At 36.7% G+C, this 24,783-nt stretch carries 22 protein-coding genes and 1 pseudogene; 4 read left to right on the top strand and 19 right to left on the bottom strand.

What is annotated here, in order from left to right; all coding sequences use genetic code 11:
• Window positions 1–3: 3 nt before the first annotated feature.
• The 6 genes from relA to AC22L0_RS14680 form a co-directional block, all read right to left on the bottom strand.
• On the bottom strand, window positions 4–2,187 hold the full coding sequence (relA, locus tag AC22L0_RS14705; RefSeq protein ID WP_001262811.1) for a GTP diphosphokinase: 2,184 nt from the start codon (window positions 2,185–2,187) through the stop codon (window positions 4–6).
• A gap of 210 nt (window positions 2,188–2,397) precedes the next feature.
• Entirely contained in the window at window positions 2,398–2,910 is a 513-nt protein-coding gene (locus AC22L0_RS14700; RefSeq protein WP_000346215.1) for an adenine phosphoribosyltransferase, read from the bottom strand.
• A gap of 47 nt (window positions 2,911–2,957) precedes the next feature.
• Complete coding sequence (recJ, locus tag AC22L0_RS14695; RefSeq protein WP_000941238.1) at window positions 2,958–5,297, bottom strand: single-stranded-DNA-specific exonuclease RecJ; 2,340 nt, start codon at window positions 5,295–5,297, stop codon at window positions 2,958–2,960.
• A 101-nt stretch (window positions 5,298–5,398) separates the two neighbouring features.
• Complete coding sequence (locus tag AC22L0_RS14690; protein WP_087967288.1) at window positions 5,399–6,292, bottom strand: cation diffusion facilitator family transporter; 894 nt, start codon at window positions 6,290–6,292, stop codon at window positions 5,399–5,401.
• Between the two features lie 156 nt (window positions 6,293–6,448).
• Window positions 6,449–8,713 carry a protein translocase subunit SecDF gene (gene secDF / locus AC22L0_RS14685; protein ID WP_001119066.1) on the bottom strand — a complete coding sequence of 755 codons (2,265 nt, stop codon included), beginning with the start codon at window positions 8,711–8,713 and terminating at the stop codon, window positions 6,449–6,451.
• A 269-nt stretch (window positions 8,714–8,982) separates the two neighbouring features.
• On the bottom strand, window positions 8,983–9,267 hold the full coding sequence (locus AC22L0_RS14680; protein WP_000886978.1) for a post-transcriptional regulator: 285 nt from the start codon (window positions 9,265–9,267) through the stop codon (window positions 8,983–8,985).
• Window positions 9,268–9,451: 184 nt separating this feature from the next.
• Here AC22L0_RS14680 and spoVB point away from each other — a divergent pair, with 184 nt between their 5' ends.
• Window positions 9,452–11,011 carry a stage V sporulation protein B gene (gene spoVB / locus AC22L0_RS14675; RefSeq protein ID WP_000198300.1) on the top strand — a complete coding sequence of 520 codons (1,560 nt, stop codon included), beginning with the start codon at window positions 9,452–9,454 and terminating at the stop codon, window positions 11,009–11,011.
• Between the two features lie 80 nt (window positions 11,012–11,091).
• Here the strand turns inward: spoVB and AC22L0_RS14670 are convergent, their stop codons facing one another.
• The gene (locus AC22L0_RS14670) at window positions 11,092–11,739 is read right to left on the bottom strand and encodes a DUF421 domain-containing protein (RefSeq protein WP_000454818.1); all 648 of its coding nucleotides are present in this window, start codon (window positions 11,737–11,739) and stop codon (window positions 11,092–11,094) included.
• Window positions 11,740–11,842: 103 nt separating this feature from the next.
• Here AC22L0_RS14670 and AC22L0_RS14665 point away from each other — a divergent pair, with 103 nt between their 5' ends.
• Window positions 11,843–12,226, top strand: coding sequence for a TIGR04086 family membrane protein (locus AC22L0_RS14665; protein ID WP_000349150.1), 384 nt, complete (start codon window positions 11,843–11,845; stop codon window positions 12,224–12,226).
• 36 nt (window positions 12,227–12,262) lie between these two features.
• On the opposite strand, the gene yajC is transcribed toward AC22L0_RS14665, so the two are convergent.
• The 6 genes from yajC to ruvA are packed head-to-tail and all read right to left on the bottom strand — an operon-like array spanning window position 12,263 to window position 16,596.
• A complete protein-coding gene (yajC, locus tag AC22L0_RS14660; RefSeq protein ID WP_000991115.1) occupies window positions 12,263–12,523 on the bottom strand; it encodes a preprotein translocase subunit YajC in 261 nt (86 codons plus the stop codon).
• Between the two features lie 27 nt (window positions 12,524–12,550).
• Entirely contained in the window at window positions 12,551–13,690 is a 1,140-nt protein-coding gene (tgt, locus tag AC22L0_RS14655; RefSeq protein WP_000125365.1) for a tRNA guanosine(34) transglycosylase Tgt, read from the bottom strand.
• A 12-nt stretch (window positions 13,691–13,702) separates the two neighbouring features.
• Entirely contained in the window at window positions 13,703–14,755 is a 1,053-nt protein-coding gene (queA, locus tag AC22L0_RS14650) for a tRNA preQ1(34) S-adenosylmethionine ribosyltransferase-isomerase QueA (protein WP_000354034.1), read from the bottom strand.
• A 19-nt stretch (window positions 14,756–14,774) separates the two neighbouring features.
• A complete protein-coding gene (locus tag AC22L0_RS14645; protein WP_000138162.1) occupies window positions 14,775–14,975 on the bottom strand; it encodes a DUF2905 domain-containing protein in 201 nt (66 codons plus the stop codon).
• Window positions 14,972–15,973 (bottom strand): Holliday junction branch migration DNA helicase RuvB, encoded by a 1,002-nt coding sequence (gene ruvB, locus AC22L0_RS14640; RefSeq protein ID WP_000344449.1) that lies wholly within the window; start codon window positions 15,971–15,973, stop codon window positions 14,972–14,974. Before ruvB ends, AC22L0_RS14645 begins: the two co-directional genes overlap by 4 nt.
• A gap of 5 nt (window positions 15,974–15,978) precedes the next feature.
• Window positions 15,979–16,596 (bottom strand): Holliday junction DNA helicase RuvA, encoded by a 618-nt coding sequence (ruvA, locus tag AC22L0_RS14635; RefSeq protein ID WP_000464513.1) that lies wholly within the window; start codon window positions 16,594–16,596, stop codon window positions 15,979–15,981.
• Window positions 16,597–16,784: 188 nt separating this feature from the next.
• On the opposite strand from ruvA, the gene AC22L0_RS14630 reads away from it, so the two are divergent.
• Entirely contained in the window at window positions 16,785–17,729 is a 945-nt protein-coding gene (locus AC22L0_RS14630) for an iron-hydroxamate ABC transporter substrate-binding protein (RefSeq protein WP_000823606.1), read from the top strand.
• 13 nt (window positions 17,730–17,742) lie between these two features.
• On the opposite strand, the gene AC22L0_RS14625 is transcribed toward AC22L0_RS14630, so the two are convergent.
• The 3 genes from AC22L0_RS14625 to AC22L0_RS14615 all read right to left on the bottom strand — a co-directional run bounded on the left by AC22L0_RS14625 (window position 17,743) and on the right by AC22L0_RS14615 (window position 19,712).
• Complete coding sequence (locus AC22L0_RS14625; protein WP_000871174.1) at window positions 17,743–18,273, bottom strand: BofC C-terminal domain-containing protein; 531 nt, start codon at window positions 18,271–18,273, stop codon at window positions 17,743–17,745.
• Window positions 18,274–18,393: 120 nt separating this feature from the next.
• Window positions 18,394–19,323: a DMT family transporter gene (locus AC22L0_RS14620; protein ID WP_048567727.1), complete on the bottom strand. Its 930-nt coding sequence runs from the start codon at window positions 19,321–19,323 to the stop codon at window positions 18,394–18,396.
• Window positions 19,324–19,391: 68 nt separating this feature from the next.
• Window positions 19,392–19,712 (bottom strand): ArsR/SmtB family transcription factor, encoded by a 321-nt coding sequence (locus AC22L0_RS14615; RefSeq protein ID WP_000426922.1) that lies wholly within the window; start codon window positions 19,710–19,712, stop codon window positions 19,392–19,394.
• A gap of 444 nt (window positions 19,713–20,156) precedes the next feature.
• Here AC22L0_RS14615 and AC22L0_RS14610 point away from each other — a divergent pair, with 444 nt between their 5' ends.
• Window positions 20,157–20,591, top strand: coding sequence for a branched-chain amino acid ABC transporter substrate-binding protein (locus AC22L0_RS14610; protein ID WP_487272300.1), 435 nt, complete (start codon window positions 20,157–20,159; stop codon window positions 20,589–20,591).
• 33 nt (window positions 20,592–20,624) lie between these two features.
• Here AC22L0_RS14610 and AC22L0_RS14605 read toward each other — a convergent pair whose 3' ends face one another.
• From AC22L0_RS14605 to nadA, 3 genes and pseudogenes are all read right to left on the bottom strand, one after another.
• The gene (locus AC22L0_RS14605; RefSeq protein ID WP_001093544.1) at window positions 20,625–21,266 is read right to left on the bottom strand and encodes a YhcN/YlaJ family sporulation lipoprotein; all 642 of its coding nucleotides are present in this window, start codon (window positions 21,264–21,266) and stop codon (window positions 20,625–20,627) included.
• Between the two features lie 2,028 nt (window positions 21,267–23,294).
• A pseudogene (safA, locus tag AC22L0_RS14600) lies at window positions 23,295–23,451 on the bottom strand (SafA/ExsA family spore coat assembly protein); the annotation flags it as partial.
• Window positions 23,452–23,676: 225 nt separating this feature from the next.
• Window positions 23,677–24,783 (bottom strand): quinolinate synthase NadA, encoded by a 1,107-nt coding sequence (gene nadA / locus AC22L0_RS14595; protein WP_087967282.1) that lies wholly within the window; start codon window positions 24,781–24,783, stop codon window positions 23,677–23,679.

Genomic DNA, 24,783 nt, shown 5'->3' with positions numbered 1-24,783 from the left:
CTATTAATGCATCATGCGTCGTACTGCATAAATTTCTGGAACGCGTTTAATGCGTTCTACTACTTTTTTCAAGTGTTGTAAGTTACGAATCGAGATTGACATATTAATTGTTGCCATCTTATTACGGTCACTTCTACCAGAAACAGCTGAAATGTATGTTTTCGTCTCTGTAACAGCTTGCAGTACTTCATTTAATAAACCGCGGCGATCGTAACCTGAAATTTCAATATCAACGTTATACTCTATTTCTTTTTCAGGGCTACCTTCCCACTCAACTTCTAATAAACGTTCTATCGCTTCTTCTGTATGAACATTTACACAATCACGGCGGTGAATCGATACACCTCGGCCTTTCGTAATATACCCAACGATATCATCACCCGGAACTGGGTTACAGCATTTCGATAAACGGATTAATAAATTATCAGCACCGCTTACCTTTACACCAGAATCCCATTTTCGAATTTTCATCGGTTTACGAACTTCTTTAACTTCAACAATTTCTTCTTCTTCGCGTTGCTTGCGGAACTTGTCCGTTAGTCGCGTAACAATTTGCGAAGCTGTAATTCCGCTATATCCAACTGCTGCAAACATATCTTCTTCATTTGCAAAGTTAAATTTCTCAGCGACGCGTTTTAAGTTATCAGGCGCTAATACTTCTTTCATCTCATACTCTAGACCACGTACTTCCTTTTCAACAAGTTCACGGCCTTTTTCAATATTTTCGTCTCTACGTTGTTTCTTAAAGAATTGACGAATTTTATTTTTCGCATGAGATGTTTGAGCAAGTTTTACCCAATCTTGACTTGGGCCATATGAATGTTTCGACGTTAAAATTTCAATGATATCGCCGGTTTTTAATTTATAATCCAGCGTTACCATTTTCCCGTTTACTTTTGCACCAATTGTTTTATTCCCAATTTCCGAATGGACACGATACGCGAAATCAATTGGAACCGATCCAAGTGGTAATTCCATTACATCGCCTTTCGGTGTAAAGACGAATACCATGTCAGAGAATAAATCAATTTTTAATGACTCCATAAATTCTTCTGCATTAGAAGCTTCATTTTGCCATTCTAATATTTGACGGAACCACGTGAGTTTCTTCTCTAATGTACCTGTTGTTTCTGCTGTTTTTCCTTCTTTGTATGCCCAGTGTGCCGCGATCCCGAATTCTGCAATTTCGTGCATTTCTTTCGTACGAATTTGCACTTCAAGTGGATCACCTTTCGGTCCAATTACAGTCGTATGAAGAGATTGATATAGATTTGCTTTTGGCATTGCAATATAATCTTTAAAACGACCTGGCATCGGCTTCCAGCACGTATGAATAATTCCAAGCACTGCATAACAATCTTTGATACTATTTACAACAACACGTACAGCTAATAAATCGTAAATTTCATTGAACTGTTTATTTTGCAGTGCCATTTTACGATAAATACTGTAAATATGTTTCGGTCTTCCAGAGATCTCAGGTTGAATTGCAACTTCTTTTAATTTCTCACGAATACCAGTCATTACTTCGTCTAAGTATTCTTCACGTTCTGCACGTTTACGCTTCATTAAATTTACAATACGATAATATTGTTGTGGATTTAAATAGCGAAGTGACGTATCCTCTAGCTCCCATTTAATAGTACTAATTCCGAGTCTATGTGCTAAAGGTGCAAAGATTTCTAGCGTTTCATTCGCTATGCGACGCTGCTTCTCTTGAGGCAAATGTTTCAATGTACGCATGTTATGAAGACGATCAGCTAGTTTAATTAAAATAACTCGAATATCTTGAGCCATTGCAATAAACATTTTGCGATGGTTTTCTGCTTGTTGTTGTTCGTGAGATTTATATTTGATCTTCCCAAGCTTCGTAACACCATCAACAAGCATAGCAATTTCTTTGTTAAATTCCCGTTCAATATCTTCTAACGTAATCTCTGTATCTTCCACTACATCATGTAAGAAACCTGCTGATACCGTAGCTGGATCCATGTGTAAATCAACTAAAATACCTGCAACTTGAATTGGATGAATAATATACGGTTCACCCGATTTTCTGTATTGTTCGCTATGCGCATCGCGTGCATATTCATAGGCACGTGCTACTAGCTCAATATCTTCATCCACTAAATATTGACTTGCTTTCTCGAGTACCTGTTCAGCTGTTAGTACCTGCTCATTTGCCATCGAATCACCTTTTATTGAAAATTGACTTTATCTTTATTTAATAGAATAAATTATATTCTATCATTATAACCCAATGATTGTGAATTGTGAAAAGGAAAAGATTTTACTGACATTTCACCATGATTTTTTGTTCAATTATACAAAAGTACCCGCTCCTCTCCAAGAGATTCACGGGTACTTTTTATCACCGTATTTTTACCTATATAGTGATTAGTATTTTTCTAATACTAATACATCGTAACCATCTAACATTTTACGACCATCTAAGTAAGTAAGCTCTACTAAGAATGCAATCCCTGCTACAACTCCGCCAAGTTCTTCAACTAGCTTAATTGTCGCTTCAATAGTTCCACCTGTAGCTAATAGGTCATCTGTAATTAATACGCGTTGACCTGGCTTAATTGCATCTTTATGGATTGTTAAAACATCTTTACCATATTCTTTACCGTAGTCAACTGTAATTACTTCACGTGGTAATTTTCCTAATTTACGAACTGGCGCAAATCCTACTTCTAACGCATAAGAAACTGGGCAACCGATAATGAAACCACGAGCTTCTGGTCCTACTACAACATCGATATCTCTTTCTTTTGCGTATTCAACGATTGCATCTGTTGCTGCTTTGTATGCTTTACCGTCATTCATTAAAGGTGTAATGTCTTTAAACACAATACCTTCTTTCGGATAATCCGGTACAATTGCGATATGTTGCTTGAAATCCATATTTCTGAATCCTCCTCAGATCTAAAAGGTTTGTAAATACAAATCCTTTACCCTAACTGTTCTACTTCTTTATGATTACGAATCGTTTCAAACCATGTATATAGTTGCTGATATGTGCTATAAACCAATTCTTTTTCTAATTGTAAGTGGTTCATTTTCTCACGATATGTGTTCGATTCAATTAAATCACGCTTTTGTTTTTTGTCTGCCATAAAAATGACGCCATCTTTTATTGTAACAAATTCTAACTCAAAAAACACCTGTGTCATAAAATTTACTGTATCTTTTGACCAACCTTTATGACGACATAGTTGTTCTCCATATTGTCTTAAAGAAAATGGTGTTTTTTGGCTTAAGAAAGAATAGTACCATTTAAAGTGTTCTCTCGTCGGAACTGTACTAAATAAGTGGTTATTCTCTTGATAAAATAGCGTATAAATTCGCGCTGGGAATCCTGCCTTAAATAACTCACGTAATTCATCGGTTCCTTTTGGTAAATCAAGTAACACGATATATTGATCATCTAAATGCGTTACTTCTGAAGCATGCATGAGCTTTTCTTTATAGCTCTCTAAAGAAAATTTATTCAATACCTCTTCAGAAAAATACACCATTGTTATTTTTTCTTTCGGAAGTTCTGCTAAATTTGCTTCTGCATTACGCATACTACGCCAATCAAATAATTGCCACGCCTCTACAGCAATATCTTGTACCATTAGTTGTGGCTTCTTAAAATTATTCCATTCATTGATGGATGCTTCTCCTATTACAGATACTTTTGCAACTGGAGAGATTTCTTTCGCATATGCACCAAAACCAAATCCAATTGTATCCAGTGTTGCTTGTCCATCACGAAGAGCCATTTTTAAATGAGAACCATCTGATCCGATTGCGCGAATGCTTTCTAACTCTGCATCTTTTACTGCAATACGTGGTTTCGGATTTCCAATACCAAACGGGGCTAGTTTTTGCATATCTTCAATTGCCGCTAGCGTTACATCCTCTACTTTGCAAAAAACATCAACTGCTGTAATTGGAATAAAATCTTCTTCTGTTAAAATCGCATCTGCTTGTTCATTTAATCGGCGACGTAATTCATCTACATCATTCATATGTAGCGTCATTCCCGCTGCCATCGGATGCCCTCCGAAGTGTGGCAATAACTCTCTACAATCTGATAAGTTTGCAAACAAATCAAATCCTGCAATACTACGTGCTGAGCCTTTTGCTGTTTCTTTTATAGGATCGATGCTTAATACAATCGTCGGACGATAAAAACGTTCAACTAATTTAGAAGCAACAATTCCAATTACCCCTGGGTTCCAGCCTTCTTTTGCAAGTACTAATACTTTGTTTTCTTCTGGCGGGAAGTTATTTTCAACTTCAGCGATAGCTTCTTCTGTAATTTGCTTTACAATATCTTTTCGCAGTTTGTTCAGCTCATCAATTTCTTCGGCCAACTCTTTCGCTTCCTCTGGATCATCTGATAATAAAAGGTGTACAGCCGGCGCAGCATCTTCTAAACGCCCAACCGCATTAATACGAGGTGCAATTGAGAAGCCAATACTCTCTTCTGTAATTTCACTTTGCGAAACGTTAGCAACTTTAAACAATGCCTTCAAACCAATATTTCTCGTCATACGCATATGTTTTAAACCGCGTTTCACTAGCAACCTATTTTCACCATGAAGTGATACTAAATCGGCTACTGTACCGATTACTGCAATCTCTAATAAATGTTCTGGTACACGGCCTAATAGTGCATGCGCAACTTTAAACGCAACACCTACACCAGCTAAATAGTGAAACGGATATACGCCACCTTCTAATTTCGGATGTATAATCGCAAGCGCTTCTGGCAATTCTGGCGGTGGCTCATGGTGATCTGTAATAATTAGATCTATTCCAAGCTCTTTCGCTACATTCGCTTCATGTACTGCTGCGATGCCAGTGTCGACAGTAATAATCAGTGAGAAACCTGCACTATGCGCCCAACGAAATGCTTCTTCGTTCGGTCCATACCCTTCTGTAAAACGATTTGGAATGTAAAATTCTACTTCTGCACCTAATTCTTGAAGAGCAAGATATAAAACCGTCGTACTACTTACTCCGTCCGCATCGTAATCACCAAATATTAATATTTGCTCTCCATTTTGAATCGCCTTATTTACACGTTCTACCGTTCTATCCATTCCTTCTAATAAAAATGGATCATGAAATTCTTGATTTTCTGTATTTAAAAAATCTAAAATCTTATCTTCTGTATCTAGTCCTCTACCGAGGAATAATGAAACGACAAGTGGCGATAACTGTAATTTACTTGCTAATTCACTCACTCGCTCGTCATTATATTCTTTTTCTTTCCAACGCGTCTTCGGTTGTAACACGAAATCACCCCTTAACCTGTTCATTATACAAGACAGATTAAGGGGTGACAATATAATGCAAACTACGATGCAACATCTATATACTAAAATGTTAATGATGTTTAATTTGGAGAATACGGATTTATATGTACGAATACATTTTGTACATTATCTTGTTTCATAAGTATTTCTTTCACATGTTTTCCAATACGGTGTCCTTCTTCTACGGTAATGTATGGATCTACAGACACTTTAATATCGACAATAACATAATGACCATGCTCCCGTGCATATAAAGAACCAATTTTTTTCACACCATCTACTTGAAGAACGGCCTCTCTAAGCGGAATAACATCCTCCTCATGAAGAACATGGTCAAGCGTTGCATGAATTGCTTCCGCTCCAATGCTCCATGCCATTTTTACAACAAGAAGTGAAACAACTAATCCTGCAATCGGATCAGCATATACGAGCCAGTCTATACCAAACTTACTACCGATTATAGCTGCACAAATACCGATTAAAGCTGCAATTGAAGAAAATACATCCGAACGGTGCTCATATGCATTTGCAATAATTGCATCACTGTTTACTCTTTTCCCTAATCGGAATTTATATTGAAACATTCCTTCTTTCACGACGATTGAAAGAACAACAGCAAATATCGTAATTCCTTTCGGCGGTTCTAGTTCTTGCGAAAAAGCTTTTATAGACGAAATCGCGATTTCAAGTCCCACAATAAATAATAATACCGCAACAATAATCGCTGAAATCGATTCCGCTTTACCATGACCATACGGATGATCCTCATCAGGTGGCTGCTTTGCCGCTCGCAGTCCAAAAAGTACAGCTAGCGAACCTATTACATCTGATGCAGAATGCACGGCATCCGCTAATAACGCTTTACTGTTCCCAATATAACCAATTACTGCCTTTACAATCGCTAATATAATATTACCAACGATCCCGACAATAGCACCAAACTCGGCCTGTTTAAAACGTTCATCTTTTTCCATAATTAAAATCCCTTCTTTTCTTAACCTATCTTTTTATTTTAACAAAAACAGCGATAACACCACCACTTTCTTCCATCTTCTTTCTGTTAAAAAGTTGCTATCTTATTGTATCCACAAACGAAAAAAGAGATGCCTCATAAAGAGACATCATCTTTTCTATACTTGCGGTTCAGATTCTACTTTCTCAACCTTCTTCTTGTTTTTTCCCTTTTTCAAACGACGGTTTTCAAGCATTAACCAAATTTGAGAGGCAACGAAAACAGAAGAGTACGTACCTACAATTAATCCAACAAGTAAGGCAAACGAGAAGTTACGTAGTGACTCACTACCGAAGATAAGCAGTGCAATTACTGGGAATAACACTGTTAATACGGTATTAATCGAGCGACCAAGCGTTTGGCGAATACTTGCATTTACGATTTCTTCTAGATCTTTTATATCGCGCACTCGTTTTTTCTGTTTGTATAATTCACGGTTTCTATCAAATGTAACAATCGAGTCATTAATAGAATAACCGATGATTGTTAGTACTGCAGCGATAAACGTTAAGTCTACCTCTAGTTGGAAAATACTAAACATAACAATCATAACGAATGCGTCATGTAATAATGCAAGCACTGCAGATAACGCATACGTAAATCGGAAACGAATACTTACGTATAAAATGATAACCGCAGAAGCAATTAATACTGCGATAAATGCATTTCGTGCAATTTCTTTACCAATTGTCGGTGAAACTGTACTTACGTTTGGATCTGTACCATATTTATCGTGGAAGAATGTTTTTGTTTTCGCAATTTCATCTTTTGATAAAACACCTAATGTACGAACTGCGAAACCTTTATTGTCATCTCCAGTCGGTACAATATTTTCTTCCTTCACATCAATGTTCAATTCTTTAAAATCTTTATGAACATCAGACACAGTAACGGCTTGTTTTGATTGCAAGTCGATACGTGTACCACTCGCAAAGTCAATACCAAGATTCAATTTGAAAATTGGTAAGATAATTGCACCCGCAATTACAACTACAATCGAGAAGATAAGGAATTTATGACCGATATTTACGAAATTAATACGATCAAATCTCGTTGGCGGATGTACTACCCCTTTTGTTAATGGAATAATATCCTTTTGTTTCACACCAAAATATCCTGGTTTTTTATCAAAGTAACGGCTCTTTACAAGTAAACCTAGTAAGAAACGAGTACCGAAGACGTTCGTAATAAAACCAACTAAAATACTTACGATTAAACTTGTTGCGAATCCTTTTACAGAGCTATTACCATAAACGAATAACACACCAGCTGCTGCAAGAGTTGTAACGTTTGCATCTAGAATTGTTGCTAATGAACGATGATTACCAGCGCGGAATGCCGACATCATGGACTTACCAATTTTCAACTCTTCTTTCAGTCTCTCGTACGTAATAATATTCGCATCAACTGCGATACCTACTCCGAGCACTAACGCCGCAATACCTGGCAACGTAAGAACTGCATGCATCCAGTTAAAGACAAGTAATGTAACGAAAATGTATAAACCTAACATAATAACCGCTACAAGTCCTGGTAAACGGTAGAATACAAGCATAAATAAGAAAATAAGAGCGATACCAATCGCACTAGCGAAAATCGTTTGCTCTAACGCTTGTTGACCAAATTTCGCTCCAACAGATGTTGAATACATTTCTTTTAAATCAACAGGAAGTGCACCTGCATTTAATAAAGATGAAAGTTGTTTCGCACTTTCAACTGTGAAGTTTCCACCTACGATAGATACTTCAGCTTGGTTAAATACTTGGTTTACTGTTGCTGCTGATAAGAACTTCGGATTCGGTTTTGCAGATTCTGCTTTGTACGAATCTTTTCCTTCTTCAAAATCAAGCCAAATTACCATTAAATTCGTTGGTGGTGGCATTTTTGAAATTTTTTCAGTTACTTCACGGAATTTTTCAGCGCTCTTTAGTGTAAGACCTACGCTCGCACGGCCTTGCTCATCAAATGTTTGCTTCGCTCCGCCGCCTTTTAAATCCGTTCCGTCCATAAGAAGATTATCATCTACATCACGGAATGTTAATTTCGCTTGTGTTGATAACATTTCACGTGCTTTTTGCTGATCTTGTACACCAGCAAGCTGTACACGAATTCGATCTTGCCCTTCGATTTGAATGTTCGGCTCACTTACACCGAGAACATTGACACGATTCTCAAGAGCACCTACTGTACTTACAAGTACGTCTCGATCGATTTTGTCACCTTTTTTGGCTGGTTTTACTTCATACAGAATTTCAAAACCACCGCGAAGGTCTAGTCCTAGACTAATTCCTTTTGCTATGTCTTTTCCTGCCGCACCAATTACTCCACCGATTAATAAAACGATGAGGAAAAAGGCGGCAATTCTCGTACCACGCTTTGCCATATGTACCCTCTTTCCGCTACTAACACTTTAAATAAATCTCTTACGATTCACTTTTACACGTGTGCATACGTCTAGTTAGTAGACTTCCTTTCTATAATTTTGCTAGCTCATCACTAGCTGTGCCGGTACGTTTTCACGATACCTGCACTTTCATTATTTGTTTTCTCTCTTCACTACCTCCTTTATATATGATCTTAGACATAATTATTTCCTGATTATCAATACCTATCATTATACTGCAAAAGGAAGAACAAACCAATTGCAGTCGGTTATTTATTTTCATATTCATCAAATGACCAAAGTGGCGCTTGATATGCTTCAACAGTTAAATATGTCATATATTCATTAGCACTTACTGTTAATACGTCATTAACTAATTCATACAATCTAACATCGCTGTCTATCTTCTTCCACTTTTTCACTTTAAGAAACTTCCAAATGTCATCATCTGTCACTCTGTCGTAGCCGAACATTTGAAACTCTTCTACTTTACTTTCTAAAACGACTTGTAACTGTCCGCGGTATGATTCTACCAAAGCCTCTCTATCTAACATCTATAACATCTCCTTCTTATTTCGCACGAAAAGTCGCTTTTATTCCCGCTCTAATGGACAGCAATAACTACTTTCAAGAGCACTATCATATTTCACTCTCTTAAATGCTTGTCATTCTTGTCTCGTACGTGCATATAAATTATTGTAAATCATTCCATTGATTTTGAGAAGGTAGGAGAAGAACATGACGAGACAAAGCTTTTTAAAAGGCGCATTTATTTTAATGATAGCCGGCTTTATTACAAAAATACTCGGCTTTATCAACCGCATAGTAATGGCACGTATTTTGGGAGAAGAAGGCGTTGGTCTTTATATGATGGCCGTTCCTACATTCATTTTAGCAATTACATTGACACAAATTGGTCTTCCTGTCGCAATCGCAAAATTTGTAGCAGAAGCGGAAGCTGTGAACGATAAACAAAGAGTTAAAAAAATATTAACCGTATCACTAGCTGTTACATCCGTTATTAGTATCATTTTAACAATCGGAATTATGTTCCTCACACCTATTTTAGCAAAAACATTATTAACCGACGAAAGAACGTACTATCCATTAATGGCCATTTTGCCCGTTGTTCCTGTTATTGCTGTTTCTTCTGTTTTGCGTGGTTATTTTCAAGGGAAACAAAACATGAAACCTAGCGCTTATGCGCAAGTTCTAGAACAAGTCGTCCGCATTACCATTATCGCTATATGCATTCAATTATTTTTACCTTACGGCATAGAATACGCTGCAGCCGGCGCTATGTTATCAGCTGTTCTCGGTGAAGTTGCATCGTTATTATTTTTACTCACGTTATTTCAGCGAGAAAAACATTTATCAATACGCTCTGGATTTTTCACTACTGTAAAGGAAAGCAAAGGGACATTTTATTCTCTGATGGATATTGCCCTTCCAACTACAGGAAGTCGTTTAATCGGCTCCGTTTCATATTTTTTTGAACCTATTGTCGTTATGCAAAGCTTAGCAATCGCTGGTGTCGCTGCTTCTGTTGCAACCCAGCAATACGGTATATTAAACGGTTATGCATTCCCGCTTCTATCACTACCCGCCTTTATTACATACGCTCTCTCTACAGCGCTCGTCCCTTCTATTAGTGAAGCAATGGCAAAAAGACAACATAAATTAGTGGAGCACCGTTTACAACAAGCACTTCGAATTTCATTAATTACCGGCGGATGGTCTGTCGTTATATTATACGTATTCGCTTCTCCTGTTTTAACTCTTATGTATGGATCAGACAGCGCAACAGCATTCATTCAACTTCTTGCGCCTTGCTTTTTATTTCATTATTTCCAAAGTCCACTTACCTCTGTTTTGCAAGCTTTAAACTTAGCAAGAGCTGCAATGATGAATACATTTATTGGAGCCATCGTGAAATTAATCGTTATTTTTGTACTAGCATCAAGGCCAGAATTTCAAATGATGGGGGTTGCTCTCGCTATTGCAGCAAATATTGTAACAGTAACATTTCTTCACTACGCTACTGTTTTAAAAAAGATTACATTTACCATTTACGCAAAAGACTATATTTTCGGCGGACTTGCCATCGGTATCGCAGGCGCCTTCGGTTTTTATCTTCATAAATATATTATTTTCTCTCATGCCCTTGGCATACAAACATTATGGGAAATCACTTTAACAACAATTGTTTATATCGTACTTCTCTTCACTTTCAAACTCATTCGAAAAGAAGAGTTAAGTCGTCTCCCTATCATTCGTAAACTTTCATTTTTGAAATAAGGTGAAACTTTAATCAGTGGGGTAATCTCCACTGATTATTAGTTACACTAATCATTCTTACTCTTTCAAAGAATAAGTCTCTAATTTTCTTTTACATCAACAAAAAATTTTCCGTTTTGAAAACTACAGTATAAAATTTGTGTTACATCGTTATAACCTAAGTTTTTTAATTTCTCAATAAGCCATGCATCTGTATGTTCAATCATTTGTAAATGACTAGATTGAATTTCTCCATCAATAATAAGAGGAAGCGTAAACTGCAATGTATCTTGTTTATTTTTTTGTTTTTGAAAGACAGATAACTTCCCAGACGGTTCCAAAATAGCATATTCTACATCCCGAATATCTCCAACTCCTTGTTCCCTTAATTGCATCATTAAATCATCTATATTATAACGTTGCTTTCTCATCTTCTTTTCATCAATCTTTCCCGCGTTTACAAGAATAGCCGGCTCACCTTCTATTAAATGCCGAAAGCGTTGATACTTTAGGGAAATGACTGACAAAATAATTTGGATGCACATAAGAAAAGTCATCGGAACTAATTGATGCCAAAGTGATTTATCGGTATTTTCAATTGCCACTACAGCCATTTCTCCAAGCATAATAAATACGACTAAATCTAATACACTTAGCTCTCCTATCTCACGTTTACCCATAAGACGAAAAATAATTAAGATGATGATATACAAAAGCATTGTCCGTCCAATTATTGATATCCATTCCATTTCTACATCTCCTTTTTTACGTATAGACTCCCCTATAAAAAAGAAACTAGTCTAACTTAGACAAAAGGAAAATATGCTTGTATTAAAAAGGGGGAATGCATAAATGGATGGAACGAAAAAATTATCAACTGCAATTGGCTTCGGTATTGTTACACTACTAATTCTCGCATCTATTACTAGTATGATTATGGCTCTTTTATTAAAGTTTACGAATATAAACGAAGGGACATTAACCGTTACTATTTTTATACTCGCTCTTTTATCTATGCTTATGTCTGGATTTACTGCCGGCAAAAAGGCTCAAGGAAAAGGTTGGCTAGTAGGTCTCACAACAGGTCTCACGTTCACTATACTCGTTTTTCTAGTTAACTATTTAGGCTTTTCTCAAACTTTATCGAACTCACAATTACTTTATCAATTAGCATTAATGGGGGCGAGTACACTCGGTGGTATTTTCGGTGTAAATATGTCAAAGCAAAGTAACTAAAAAAGGCCCTGCATATTTCATGCAGGGCCTTCCAAATTAGTTTTTCACAACTTCACGAATCGCATTGCGATCGAACGTTAAGTGTGAACCACCAGATTTAATAACAATTTTCGTCTCATCTACTGATTCGATTGTACCGTGTAAACCACCGATTGTTACGATAGCATCACCTTTTGCTAACTCACTTTGCATTTGAGCAACTGCTTTTTGACGTTTTTGTTGCGGGCGAATTAATAAGAAATAGAAAATCGCAAACATCGCAACGATCATAACGATATTCATCATACCTGCATTCATCTTTTGTTCCTCCTTTTAAATTATGTATTAGAAGTTTTTAGCATTCGGTTTATTAAAGCCATACTGTTCAAAGAACTCTTCGCGGAAATCGCCAAGACGGTCTTCACGAATAGCTTGTCTCACCTGCTCCATTAAGTTTAACAGAAAATGAAGGTTGTGATAAGACGTTAAACGAATTCCGAACGTTTCATCACATTTCATTAAGTGACGAATGTACGCACGAGAGTAGTTTTTACATGTGTAGCAATCACAGTTTGGATCAAGCGGACCGAAGTCTCTTGCGAATTTCGCATTTTTTACAACGAGGCGACCTTCACTTGTCATACATGTACCATTTCGAGCGATACGAGTTGGAAGTACGCAGTCAAACATATCAATACCACGAATTGCGCCATCGATTAACGAGTCAGGAGAACCTACACCCATTAAGTAACGAGGCTTATTATCTGGAAGAAGTGGTGTTGTAAACTCAAGTACACGGTTCATAATATCTTTCGGTTCGCCTACAGATAAACCACCTACAGCGTAACCAGGGAAGTCCATTGAAACAAGATCTTTCGCACTTTGACGACGAAGCTCTTCGTACTCTCCCCCCTGTACAATACCGAATAAACCTTGATCTTGCGGACGTTCATGCGCTTTTAAGCAACGTTCTGCCCAGCGGCTCGTACGCTCTACAGATTTCTTCATATATTCAAAAGTAGCTGGGAATGGTGGACACTCATCAAATGCCATCATAATATCTGAACCTAATGCATTTTGGATTTCCATCGCTTTTTCTGGTGATAAGAATAATTTATCTCCATTTAAGTGATTGCGGAAGTGAACGCCTTCCTCTTCAATACGACGGAAGTCACTTAAACTGAATACTTGGAAACCACCAGAGTCTGTTAAGATTGCACGATCCCAGTTCATAAATTTATGCAAGCCGCCTGCTTCACGAATAATTTCATGACCTGGACGTAGCCATAAATGATACGTATTACTTAAAATAATGCCAGAATCCATTGCTTTTAATTCTTCTGGTGACATTGTCTTAACTGTTGCAAGTGTACCAACTGGCATAAATGTTGGTGTATCAAATGAACCGTGCGGCGTATGCACACGACCTAAACGGGCACCCGTTTGTTTACATGTCTTAATAAATTCATAACGAATTGCTGTCATAACTTACTCCTTTTATTTGTTTCTCATTTTAGCGTGAGATGCAACAAACATTGCATCACCGAAGCTAAAGAAACGATATTTTTCTTTTACTGCTTCATTATAAGCATGAAGTACATTATCTCTATTTGCAAATGCACTTACAAGCATAATTAATGTTGATTTCGGTAAATGGAAGTTTGTAATTAAACCATCAATTGCTTTAAATTCATATCCCGGATACATGAAAATATCTGTCCATCCAGAAGCGGCGCAAAGCTTACCTTCATGATCTGTTGCAATTGTTTCTAACGTACGAGTTGATGTCGTACCTACAGTAATAATACGTCCACCATTCTCTTTCACACGATTTAATAATGCCGCTGTCTCTTCAGACATATGATAATATTCTGCGTGCATATGGTGTTCTTCAATCGTGTCTGCAGAAACTGGTCTAAATGTTCCAAGTCCTACGTGAAGTGTAATGAATGCTAACTGAACGCCTTTTTGCTTTAACTTCTCAAGTAACTCTTCTGTAAAGTGAAGTCCCGCAGTCGGCGCTGCTGCTGAACCGATTTCTTTCGCATATACTGTTTGATAGCGATCGCGATCTTCTAGCGTCTCTTTAATATATGGAGGAAGTGGCATTTCCCCAAGTTCATCTAAAATTTCATAGAAGATGCCGTCATATGAAAATTCAAGCTGACGTCCACCTTGATCTGCAGTTCCTGTGCAAGTTGCTTTTAATTTCCCTTCGCCAAAAGAGATAACAGTTCCTTCTTTTACACGTTTCGCTGGCTTTACAAGCGTTTCCCACTTATCACCTTCTTCTTGTTTTAAAAGAAGTACTTCAATGTGCGCGCCTGTATCTTCTTTCACACCGTGCAAACGAGCAGGCATAACTTTCGTTTCATTTAAAACTAAGCAATCCCCCTCATGTAAGTAAGAAAGAATGTCCGTAAAATGTTTATGCTCAATATCACCTGTTTCACGGTCTAACACCATTAATCTTGATGTTTCACGCTCTTCTAACGGGACTTGTGCAATAAGTTCTTCTGGTAAATGAAAATCAAACAGATTTATATCCATAGCTATATCCACCTATTTCTTATTTAAATCGATTTATTATATACATAATAAAAGATAATACAATACTTAACACAATACATGTAATGATAGGAAAATAAAAGGTAACGTTTCCTTTTTTCACAAAAATATCGCCTGGAAGCCTTCCAATGAACTTCCAAGCTAATCCAACAACGATGAGTAAGATCCCGGCTGTAATAAGCAGCTTTGGCATCTCCGTCATACTTTTGGTATCTCCATTCCGAAATGTTCATACGCAAGCGGCGTTACAATTCGGCCCCTCGGCGTTCGTTGTAAAAAGCCAATTTGTAATAAATACGGCTCATACACATCTTCAATCGTATGAGATTCTTCTCCAATTGTTGCTGAAACCGTTTCTAATCCAACTGGACCGCCACGGAATTTCTCAATAATACCAAGCAGTAATTTATGATCAATATGATCTAGACCTAATTTATCTACTTGCAGTAGCTCTAATGCCATTTGTGTAATTTCCATCGTAACCGTTCCATTACCACGAACTTGTGCGAAATCACGTACACGTCTTAAAAGACGATTCGCAATACGAGGTGTACCACGAGCACGTCTTGCAATTTCTAATGCAGCTAACGAATCGATTTCAACTTCAAATACTTCTGCTGTACGTTCAACAATCGCAGAAAGCTGATCTACTGTGTAGTACTCTAACCTTGAAAGTACACCGAAGCGGTCACGAAGCGGTGCCGATAATGCTCCAGCACGTGTCGTTGCTCCAACTAATGTAAATGGCGGTAAATCTAGGCGTACAGAACGTGCTGAAGGCCCTTTTCCAATTACAATATCAAGGCAAAAGTCTTCCATCGCAGGATACAATACTTCTTCAATTGATCTATGCAAACGATGAATTTCATCAATAAATAATACATCACCTGGCTGAAGCGCTGTTAATACAGCAGCTAAATCTCCTGGTCTTTCAATTGCGGGACCTGAAGTTGTTCTAACATTAACGCCCATCTCATTGGCAATAATATTCGCAAGCGTCGTTTTACCAAGACCTGGTGGTCCATATAAAAGCACGTGATCTAACGTTTCTTCACGCATTTTCGCCGCTTCAATAAATACTTCTAAATTATGTTTCGCTTTATCTTGGCCAATATACTGACGGAGCGTCTGTGGCCGTAATGAATATTCTAAATCCGCATCTTCATATGCAGATTCCCCTGAAAGGAGACGTTCGTCCATTATACTCACCTCTTACCATTTAGTAAAAGACTAAGTGCCTTTTTAATATACTGATCCGTCGTTAATGCTTCTTTTAATAACTCTGGTACAACACGAGAAACTTCGCGTTCTGCGTATCCAAGTGCGCGCAGAGCTTCCAGTGCCTCATCAAGCTCAGCTGATGAACCTTTATTCTCATCAAAACGTTCTGTGTCTGAGAATAAATCAACAAATGCATCTGGTACGACATCTGCTAGTTTTCCTTTTAAATCTAAAATCATTTGGCGTGCTGTTTTCTTTCCGACGCCTGGGAATTTCACTAAAAACTTCTCATCTTCATGCTCAATCGCTTGAACGACCTGTCCTGTTTGACCAGAAGCTAAAATTGCAAGAGCGCCTTTTGGCCCAATGCCAGACACGCCTAACAACTTTGTAAATAATAAACGCTCTTCACGTGTTTTAAAACCGTAAAGTGCCATAATATCTTCTCTCACATAATGATATGTATAGACACGGATTTCTTGCTTACTTCTTTGAAATACATACGGATTTGGTGTGAAAATTTGATAACCAATTCCATTATGATCAATTACGACATATTCCGGCCCTACATACTCCACGTAACCTGTAACATATTCAAACAAAATACGATCTCTCCCTCTTAAATCATGTATTCCATTTTAACATATTTAATGATAGAAAAGCGAGACTGCCCCAACAAATGTTCTCCACTTGAAACTTCTGTTATTTTCCATTGACAGAAAGGTTAAAGCACCTTAATATACAGAAGTCGATAATGATTATCAATACTAATTAAAGGGGTTACATCAGGATGAAACGTAAGCTATTTATTTTATTTACTATTATGCTTGTTGTTCTTTCTATCGTTGGCTGTTCTTCTCAAAAAGAAGAATCGAAAGCAAAAGAACAACCGAAAACAAAAGTTGTAAAACATGCTAAAGGTGAAGCTACAATTCCAGTAAATCCAAAGAGAATTGTTGACTTATCTGGATCAACAGAAGAACTATTACTTCTTGGACATAAACCTGTTGGTACAGCAAATACATATAAAGATAAAATCCAAAATCACTTAACAGACAAGTTAGATGGAGTAAAAGCAGTAGGTTGGTACTGGGCACCTAAAGTTGATTTAGAAGCTGTTACTGCTTTAAAACCAGACTTAATTATTTTAAACAACCGTCAATTAAAAATTTATGATCAACTAGAAAAGGTTGCACCTACAGTTGTTCTAGAAACAAACTTAGAAGACTGGCGTGGTAAGTTTAAAGAAGTAGGTAAGCTATTTGACGAAGAGAAGAAAGCAGACAAATGGATTGCAGACTACGATAAGAAAGCAGACTCTTTATCTAAAAAAATTAAAGAGAAAACAAAAGATGAGAACTTTATGTTCGTTGCAGTTACACCACAAAACTTCCGTGTATACGGTAGCTTCGGATACGGTGACATCATCTTTAATGACTTAAAACTTCCAGCAACAAAAGGTACGGATTTAAAACAAACGATGGCGCAAGTATCACTAGAAGGTCTAGTTGCATTCCAGCCTGACCAAATGTTTATTGTAAACTTCGGCGGCGAAGCTGATAAAGTTTACGAAGACTACAAAAACAGTGCCGTTTGGAAAGACAATAAAGCAGTTAAAAATAATCACGTATATGAAGTATCAAATGAAGTCTTCAATACGAAAGCATTCAATCCAATCGGAAAAGATATGCTAATTGATGAAATCGCAAAAGAAATTTTAGCTAAAAATAAATAAGAAAAAAAGCAGCTCACCATGAGCTGCTTTTTTTCTTACTTTGAACTGCGTATTGCTTCATTTTTTCAATCGTCTTCACAAAACCTTCTTTTGATTTAATACGAATGCCACGTTTCAATTTCGCACGTTCATAGCTCTCAAGCTTTTTCATATCAATTTGAAAGAAAGAATGGATCGCATTATCATTTTTTGGCACACCTTTGAAAATTTGTAATATCCCTTCCTCTGAAACACCAAAATACCCGCTCGTTTTCAATAACGGAGAAATATCATCAACTTTCTTTTGCAATACAATTTGTACATCATCACGATCAACGAGCTGCCATTCTTTATACTGCTGTAAAAACTTTTCTAAATCCGTCACTTTTTCTGTAAGTATTTCTTCGCTTACTTCGCCATCAACATACATACGCTCTAATAAAATTGTAACCTCAGGTTCTTTTTTCGTCACTTCTGGTACTGGCCCTTCCGCCTTCACATTCGTTTCATAAACGAAACAAAACATCATAACGAAAGCTTGCATCGCAATCAGTATCCATTTCATTTCCGTTCACCTCTTTTAGGCAAGATCATACTTTCATTAGTAGTTTTTCCGGAAATGGGGGTTTTATCCCTAATTCATAGAATGCCATCATTAAGAATTATAGTGTTCAATTACTTTTATCTATTTGGAAACACATTGATTATGCGAAAGCTTCTTTATATCTTTATTTGATTGTACTGTTACAATATAAACCCCCATTAGTACAATTATCATTCCAACTATTTGTTGCCACGTAACAGCTGCTCCATATAAGACAACTGATATACCAGTAGCTACAATAGGTGTTAGATTTAAATACACACTCGCTTTGCTTGCACCTAGCTCTTCTACTCCTTTATTAAACACGATATATCCAATTAATGTCCCGCATATGACCATATACAACATTTCTATCCATCCCTGTAAAGAAAATGTTACAACCTTTCCCCATCCATCTTCATATAGAGAAAGGCCTGCTAAAAACACAGTACCCAATACCGTCATACTCATTGTAGTTAACAAAGGGGAGACACCACTCATAACTTTTTTTCCTGTTAAGCTATATAAAACCCCACAGGTTAAAGCAGCTATAAATAAAAGATCTCCCTTATTAAATGCCAAAGACATAAGTATATGCATTGAACCACCCGTAATAACAACTATTACACCGACAAGGGACAAAGTTAAACTTATTCCGACTTTTATACTCCAAGGCTCTTTAAAAAACAATATTGCTCCCAATGTTACAAAAACGGGCATTGTAGCAATGATAAGTGAGCCATTCAGAGTGGAAGTATAGTTAAGTCCCATGAAGAAAAAAACATTGTAGCCAAAAATACCTGTTAACGATACAAATAACAGCCCTTTCCAATTCTTTAATAACAAACTTGTATCCCACTCAGATTTCATAAAAACTATGCCTATTAAAATAAAACCAGCTAAACCAAAACGAATTGTTGCTGCAGTAATTGGTGGAATCTCCGTAATAATATGCTCCGCTGTCGCAAAAGAGCCACCCCAAAACAACGGAACAAGTAACATAATTACGTACATTCGATTTATACTATTCATTTTTATTACCCCTTTTCCACAAAACACGTTTATAAGTTTAAACTTGTTTACTTATCAATCAAAAAAAATTAATAATTTGACTCTATCGCTTGAATTAAATCTTTTACCTGTTTTAAAAACTCTCCAGCCACTATAGAATAAAAAATTTCTTTTCCATTTCGATCGGCTTCAACTAGTTCTGCTTGTTTTAAAATTTTTAAATGATGCGAAACAGCCGGTCTAGAAATTCCCATTTCATCTGTTATTTGTGTTACATTCATCTGTTTGCTTTCTAATAATAGCATAATAATTTGCTGGCGATTCTCATCTCCTAACGCCTGAAATATAGGTGTTACAACCTGAAATTTCTCTAATACAACTTCTGTATTTCTACATTCAAAATTCTCCATATCCTATTCATCCCAACCTTTTATGTCTAAAAAACATGTAATATATTACCATTAAATAGTAACTCTTTCATATACAATTGTAAATAACTTTATTTTCTGACTTTAATTCTAATCAAAAAAGGAAGATTGGATTCCTCCATTCTTCCCATTACATTCATATAAAATGAAAGACGCCTGCAAAGCAGGCGTCTTGATGCGTTTACGGCGAGAGACCAGGCGACCACATTCGCGTGTTTAGCACTTAAGCATATCTCTCGTCTTACGTAAATTAGCTCATCGCTTTGCTAATATAACATTAATAAAGTATAAGTGCAACATGTTTATAAAAATATTTTATTTCCTCTTTTATCCAAATTATTCTATGTAAATTATAAATTGATAATTGCAATATATATGTTACAATAAATGTGACAGCGAAATCATAATAAACGGGAGATAGATATTATGAAACAAATAAAGGATGAACGTCTCATTCTTCAAAGGTTAAAAAACATACGTATTGTCTTTCTTTTTCAATACATTGGCATAGTTGGAATTTTAGGCTATATCGGATTCACTGAAGGCATTGATCAAATTACGAAATCTCCATTGTGGCTATTATTTATGCTTACAAGTATTTTACTTGCTTATTTACAGTTAAGTGTTTCAATCGATGTAGAAGATGGCGAAAAGGAAATAAAGTTAACTCCTTATTATAAACTTGTCTTCCGCTCCCTTATTGTAGGAATCGTTATGGCTATTATTTATATTATTTTCAGTCCAGAAAGACCTCTATTTGAAGCTATTTTAACAAGTAGTATTCTTTTCATCTGCTTTTTAGTTTCTTATTCCGTTAGTTATTTTATTAAAAAACGTCGTTTACAAGACAACGATGAATAAAGAGGAAGGGCTATCCCTTCCTCTTTTGTTTTGCTATCGCACTGTACCAGTTAAACCGTAACGAATGTCTCGGAACATATTCACTATGTCACGATTAAAATCGTTTGTAACTGTACCGTTACGTAGACGCGTACTCATTGCATCGACACGAGTAAACATATCATTTCTTACAGAAACATATACGTTTCTGTTTCCAACTTCATTTGAAACCGCTTGACGAATTTCGTTCGCCATCGCCGTTTCATTTGTCACTGTGTTACGAGGTTTTACCGCAATAGCTACATCGTTTCCATATACAACTGTAGACACACGGTCTACGTTATTCATACGTTTCACACGATTTGTTATTCTTTCAGCTGTTTTACCATCATTGTTAATGTATGAATTGTTCATTGTAATATTACGAGTTGGATGCGGATTAGCAATTTGTCCATTATAATTTACATCACGGTAATAATTGTATCCTGTATCGTTACGACCATTTCTATATGTTACATAATCTGTATAACGATCATTACGCGTCACATTATCACGATACTGGTGTGTATCATTATAAGATGTACGCTCGTAATTGTAGTTACGTCCATCCATTGCATTGTTTTTTGGTGTACCACATGCAGCTAATGCACTAGTAACTAACAAAGAAGCAGCAATCACTTTTACTTTCGTATTCAATACAAAAACCCCCTCTGTTAGAATGAGCTTCTCTACTGAAAAGCTCCCTCTTATGATGAGTAACAGAGAAGGTTTTTACACTGTTAATATTTCACTGGGAATTTTCTAGCACTTAATAAAAAAACTGCCTTTTCTTAATTAACAGGAATGCAAAAAAGGCGGGAATACTCCCGCCTTTTTAAACTTCTTCTTCGTCCTCTTCTTCTGAAACAGGCTCTCCAAATACATTTGGTGGATCTGGTTGATAATACATCGTTCCTGGCTGTGGTGCATATGCAGACTGAGTTGGTTGATAATATAAAGGATTCGCATATTGCGGACCGCCTGGTTGTGGACTATATAGTCTACTTTCTCCTCCGCACCCACAATCTTCCTCACCCTGCACAAGCGGCGGCATGTTATTATCCATTGGCATTATATTCGGGTTTGGCATAGACGTATGTTGCGGTCCAAACGGCGCTCCTTGCTGATATGGCATTTGATATGGATTTGATTGTTGATAATACGGATTCGGCGGCATCATGGGCTGTTGATACGGCATCATATTTGGTGGTTGATTGTTATCCATAATCGGCATCATATTCGGCATTTGATTGTTATCCATAATTGGCATTATATTCGGTGGTTGGTTATTTTCCATAATTGGCATCATATTCGGCATTTGATTGTTATCCATAATTGGCATTATATTCGGTGGTTGGTTATTTTCCATAATTGGCATCATATTCGGCATTTGATTGTTATCCATGATTGGCATCATATTCGGCATTTGATTGTTATCCATAATTGGCATCATATTCGGCATTTGGTTATTATCCATGATTGGCATCATATTCGGTGGTTGGTTGTTATCCATAATTGGCATCATATTCGGCATTTGATTGTTATCCATAATTGGCATTATATTCGGTGGTTGGTTATTTTCCATAATTGGCATCATATTCGGCATTTGATTGTTATCCATAATTGGCATTATATTCGGTGGTTGGTTGTTATCCATAATTGGCATTATATTCGGCATTTGATTGTTATCCATAATTGGCATTATATTTGGCATTTGAATATTTGGCGGTGTGACTTGTGGAATAACTACATTTTCTTTCGATACATTTGGCGATATTATATTCCCTAAGTTTTCCTTCTTCACTTGTGGTGACACTATATTTCCTACATTCTCTTTCTTCACTTGCGGCGATATTATATTCCCTACATTCTCTTTCTTCACTTGTGGTGACACTATATTCCCTACATTTTCTTTTTTCACTTGCGGTGATACTATATTTCCTATATTTTCTTTCTTCACTTGCGGTGACACTATATTCCCTACATTCTCTTTCTTCACTTGCGGCGACACTATATTCCCTACATTTTCTTTTTTCACTTGCGGCGATACTATATTCCCTACATTCTCTTTCTTCACTTGCGGCGATATTATATTATTTTTTTTCGTTTGCGGAGAAATGATATTGTTAGGTTTCATTTTACTAATTTGAGGAGCAATTAACTCGCTTCCTTTTTTTATTACATCTGAAATTTTATATTCTTTTTTCGGTTTTATTGGTGGTTGTGGCGGCTGCGGCAATACATTTACCGAAAACTTCGTGTTTTCTTTTTCCGCCGGTTTTTGTTTCTCTATCACAGGTGGTTTTTGAATAACAGACGGTTTTTCAACTGGTTTTTCTTTTTGAATTGGCTGTTCTTTTTGCACCTCTTTTTGCGGCTTTACCTGCATCTCCTTCTGTGGTTTCACCTGTACTTCTTTTTGCGGCTTTACCTGCATCTCCTTCTGCGGTTTTACTTGCACTTCTTTTTGTGGCTTTACCTGCATCTCTTTCTGCGGTTTTACTTGCACTTCTTTTTGTGTTTGTTGCATAGCTGGCTGCTGTGTAATTGGTGCTGATTGATACGTAACTTCTTCCTCATCTTCTATTCCAAGCGGAGTTGGTGTTGCTGCAAATTCTTTTTGCTGCACTTCTTTTACGTATTGCTTTGGAGGCGCTGAACCTGCTCCAGCCTGTTGTTTCATGTGAACACTCTTTGATGGCACTTTAATTTTCATACCTGGCATAATTAAATCTGGATTACTAAGTTGTGTATTTGTTTTTTTCAACGTGTCAAAATCCACTCCGTACTTTTTCGCAATTTTCCAAAGGGTATCCCCTTTTTGCACGATATGAATTTTCAAATTTTCCCCCTCCTGTATAACTTATCTATAAATAACAAATCTCATGAAGTAACTCTTTCTAAATAACATTAACTTCTTTTCACTTTTATCACTTCTTCGATTTTTAATATCATTCGAAGTGGAATAAGCATAAAGAACCACAATGATTTCTTCAAAACAATGTATGCCCATTTCGTTCTCGTTATGATTATATGTATGAAAAAAAGCAACGGGAATACCGTTGCTTTACACACGCTCTAACATACGATTTAATGCAAGAACTGCTTCTGCCGTTACTTGTTTGTCTACGCTAATAACGTTAATTTCTTCTCCTCTTTCTATCGTTTCAAGTGTCCATAATAAGTGAGGCAGATCAATTCGATTCATCGTTAAGCACGGACACATAAATGGATTAAGCGAAACAATTTCTTTATCTGGATGTTGCTTAATAATTCGATTTACTAAATTCATTTCTGTACCAATCGCCCATTTGCTACCAGATGGCGCTGATTCAATCATATCAATAATATATTTCGTTGAGCCTGCATAATCTGAAGCAGCTACAACTTCATGGCAACATTCTGGATGTACAATAATATTCATATTAGAATGATTTTTTCGTACACTCTCAATATTCTTCACTGTAAAATTTTGATGAACAGAACAATGTCCTTTCCATAAAATCACTTGAATTTCTTCTATATCCCCATCGTACTCTAATGAATCTGTGTGTGGGTCCCATACTGCCATTTTATCTAACGGGATACCTAGATCATACGCTGTATTTCTCCCTAAATGTTGGTCTGGTAAAAAGACGAGACGTTCTTTTTGAGTAAACGCCCAAGATACCATTTGCTTTGCATTAGAAGAAGTTACTGTTGCTCCTCCGTTACGACCACAAAACGCTTTAATTGCAGCTGTAGAGTTCACATATGTTAACGGAATCATCGTATCTCCAAATAATTTAGTGAGCTCTGTCCATGCTCTTTCTGTTTGTTCAATATCTGCCATATCCGCCATCGAACAACCTGCACGCATATCTGGTAAGATGACAACTTGATCATCTGTCGTCAACATATCTGCTGTTTCCGCCATAAAGTGTACCCCGCAAAACACAATGTATTTTGCGTCTTTATTGCTCGCTGCAACTTGCGCAAGCTGAAGTGAATCCCCTGCTGCATCTGAAAATTGTACCACTTCATCTTTTTGATAATGATGCCCTGGAATAAATAACATTTTCCCCATTTTCTCTTTAATTTCACGAACACGCTTTTCCATATCTTCCGTTGGCATTGTGTAATAACCCTCTGGTAACATCGTTTCAATTGGCTGTACTTTTTCTAAAATACTCAT

The sequence above is a fragment of the Bacillus sp. LQ01 genome (genome assembly GCF_057624735.1).
This window is presented reverse-complemented; position numbering and strand designations above follow the sequence as displayed.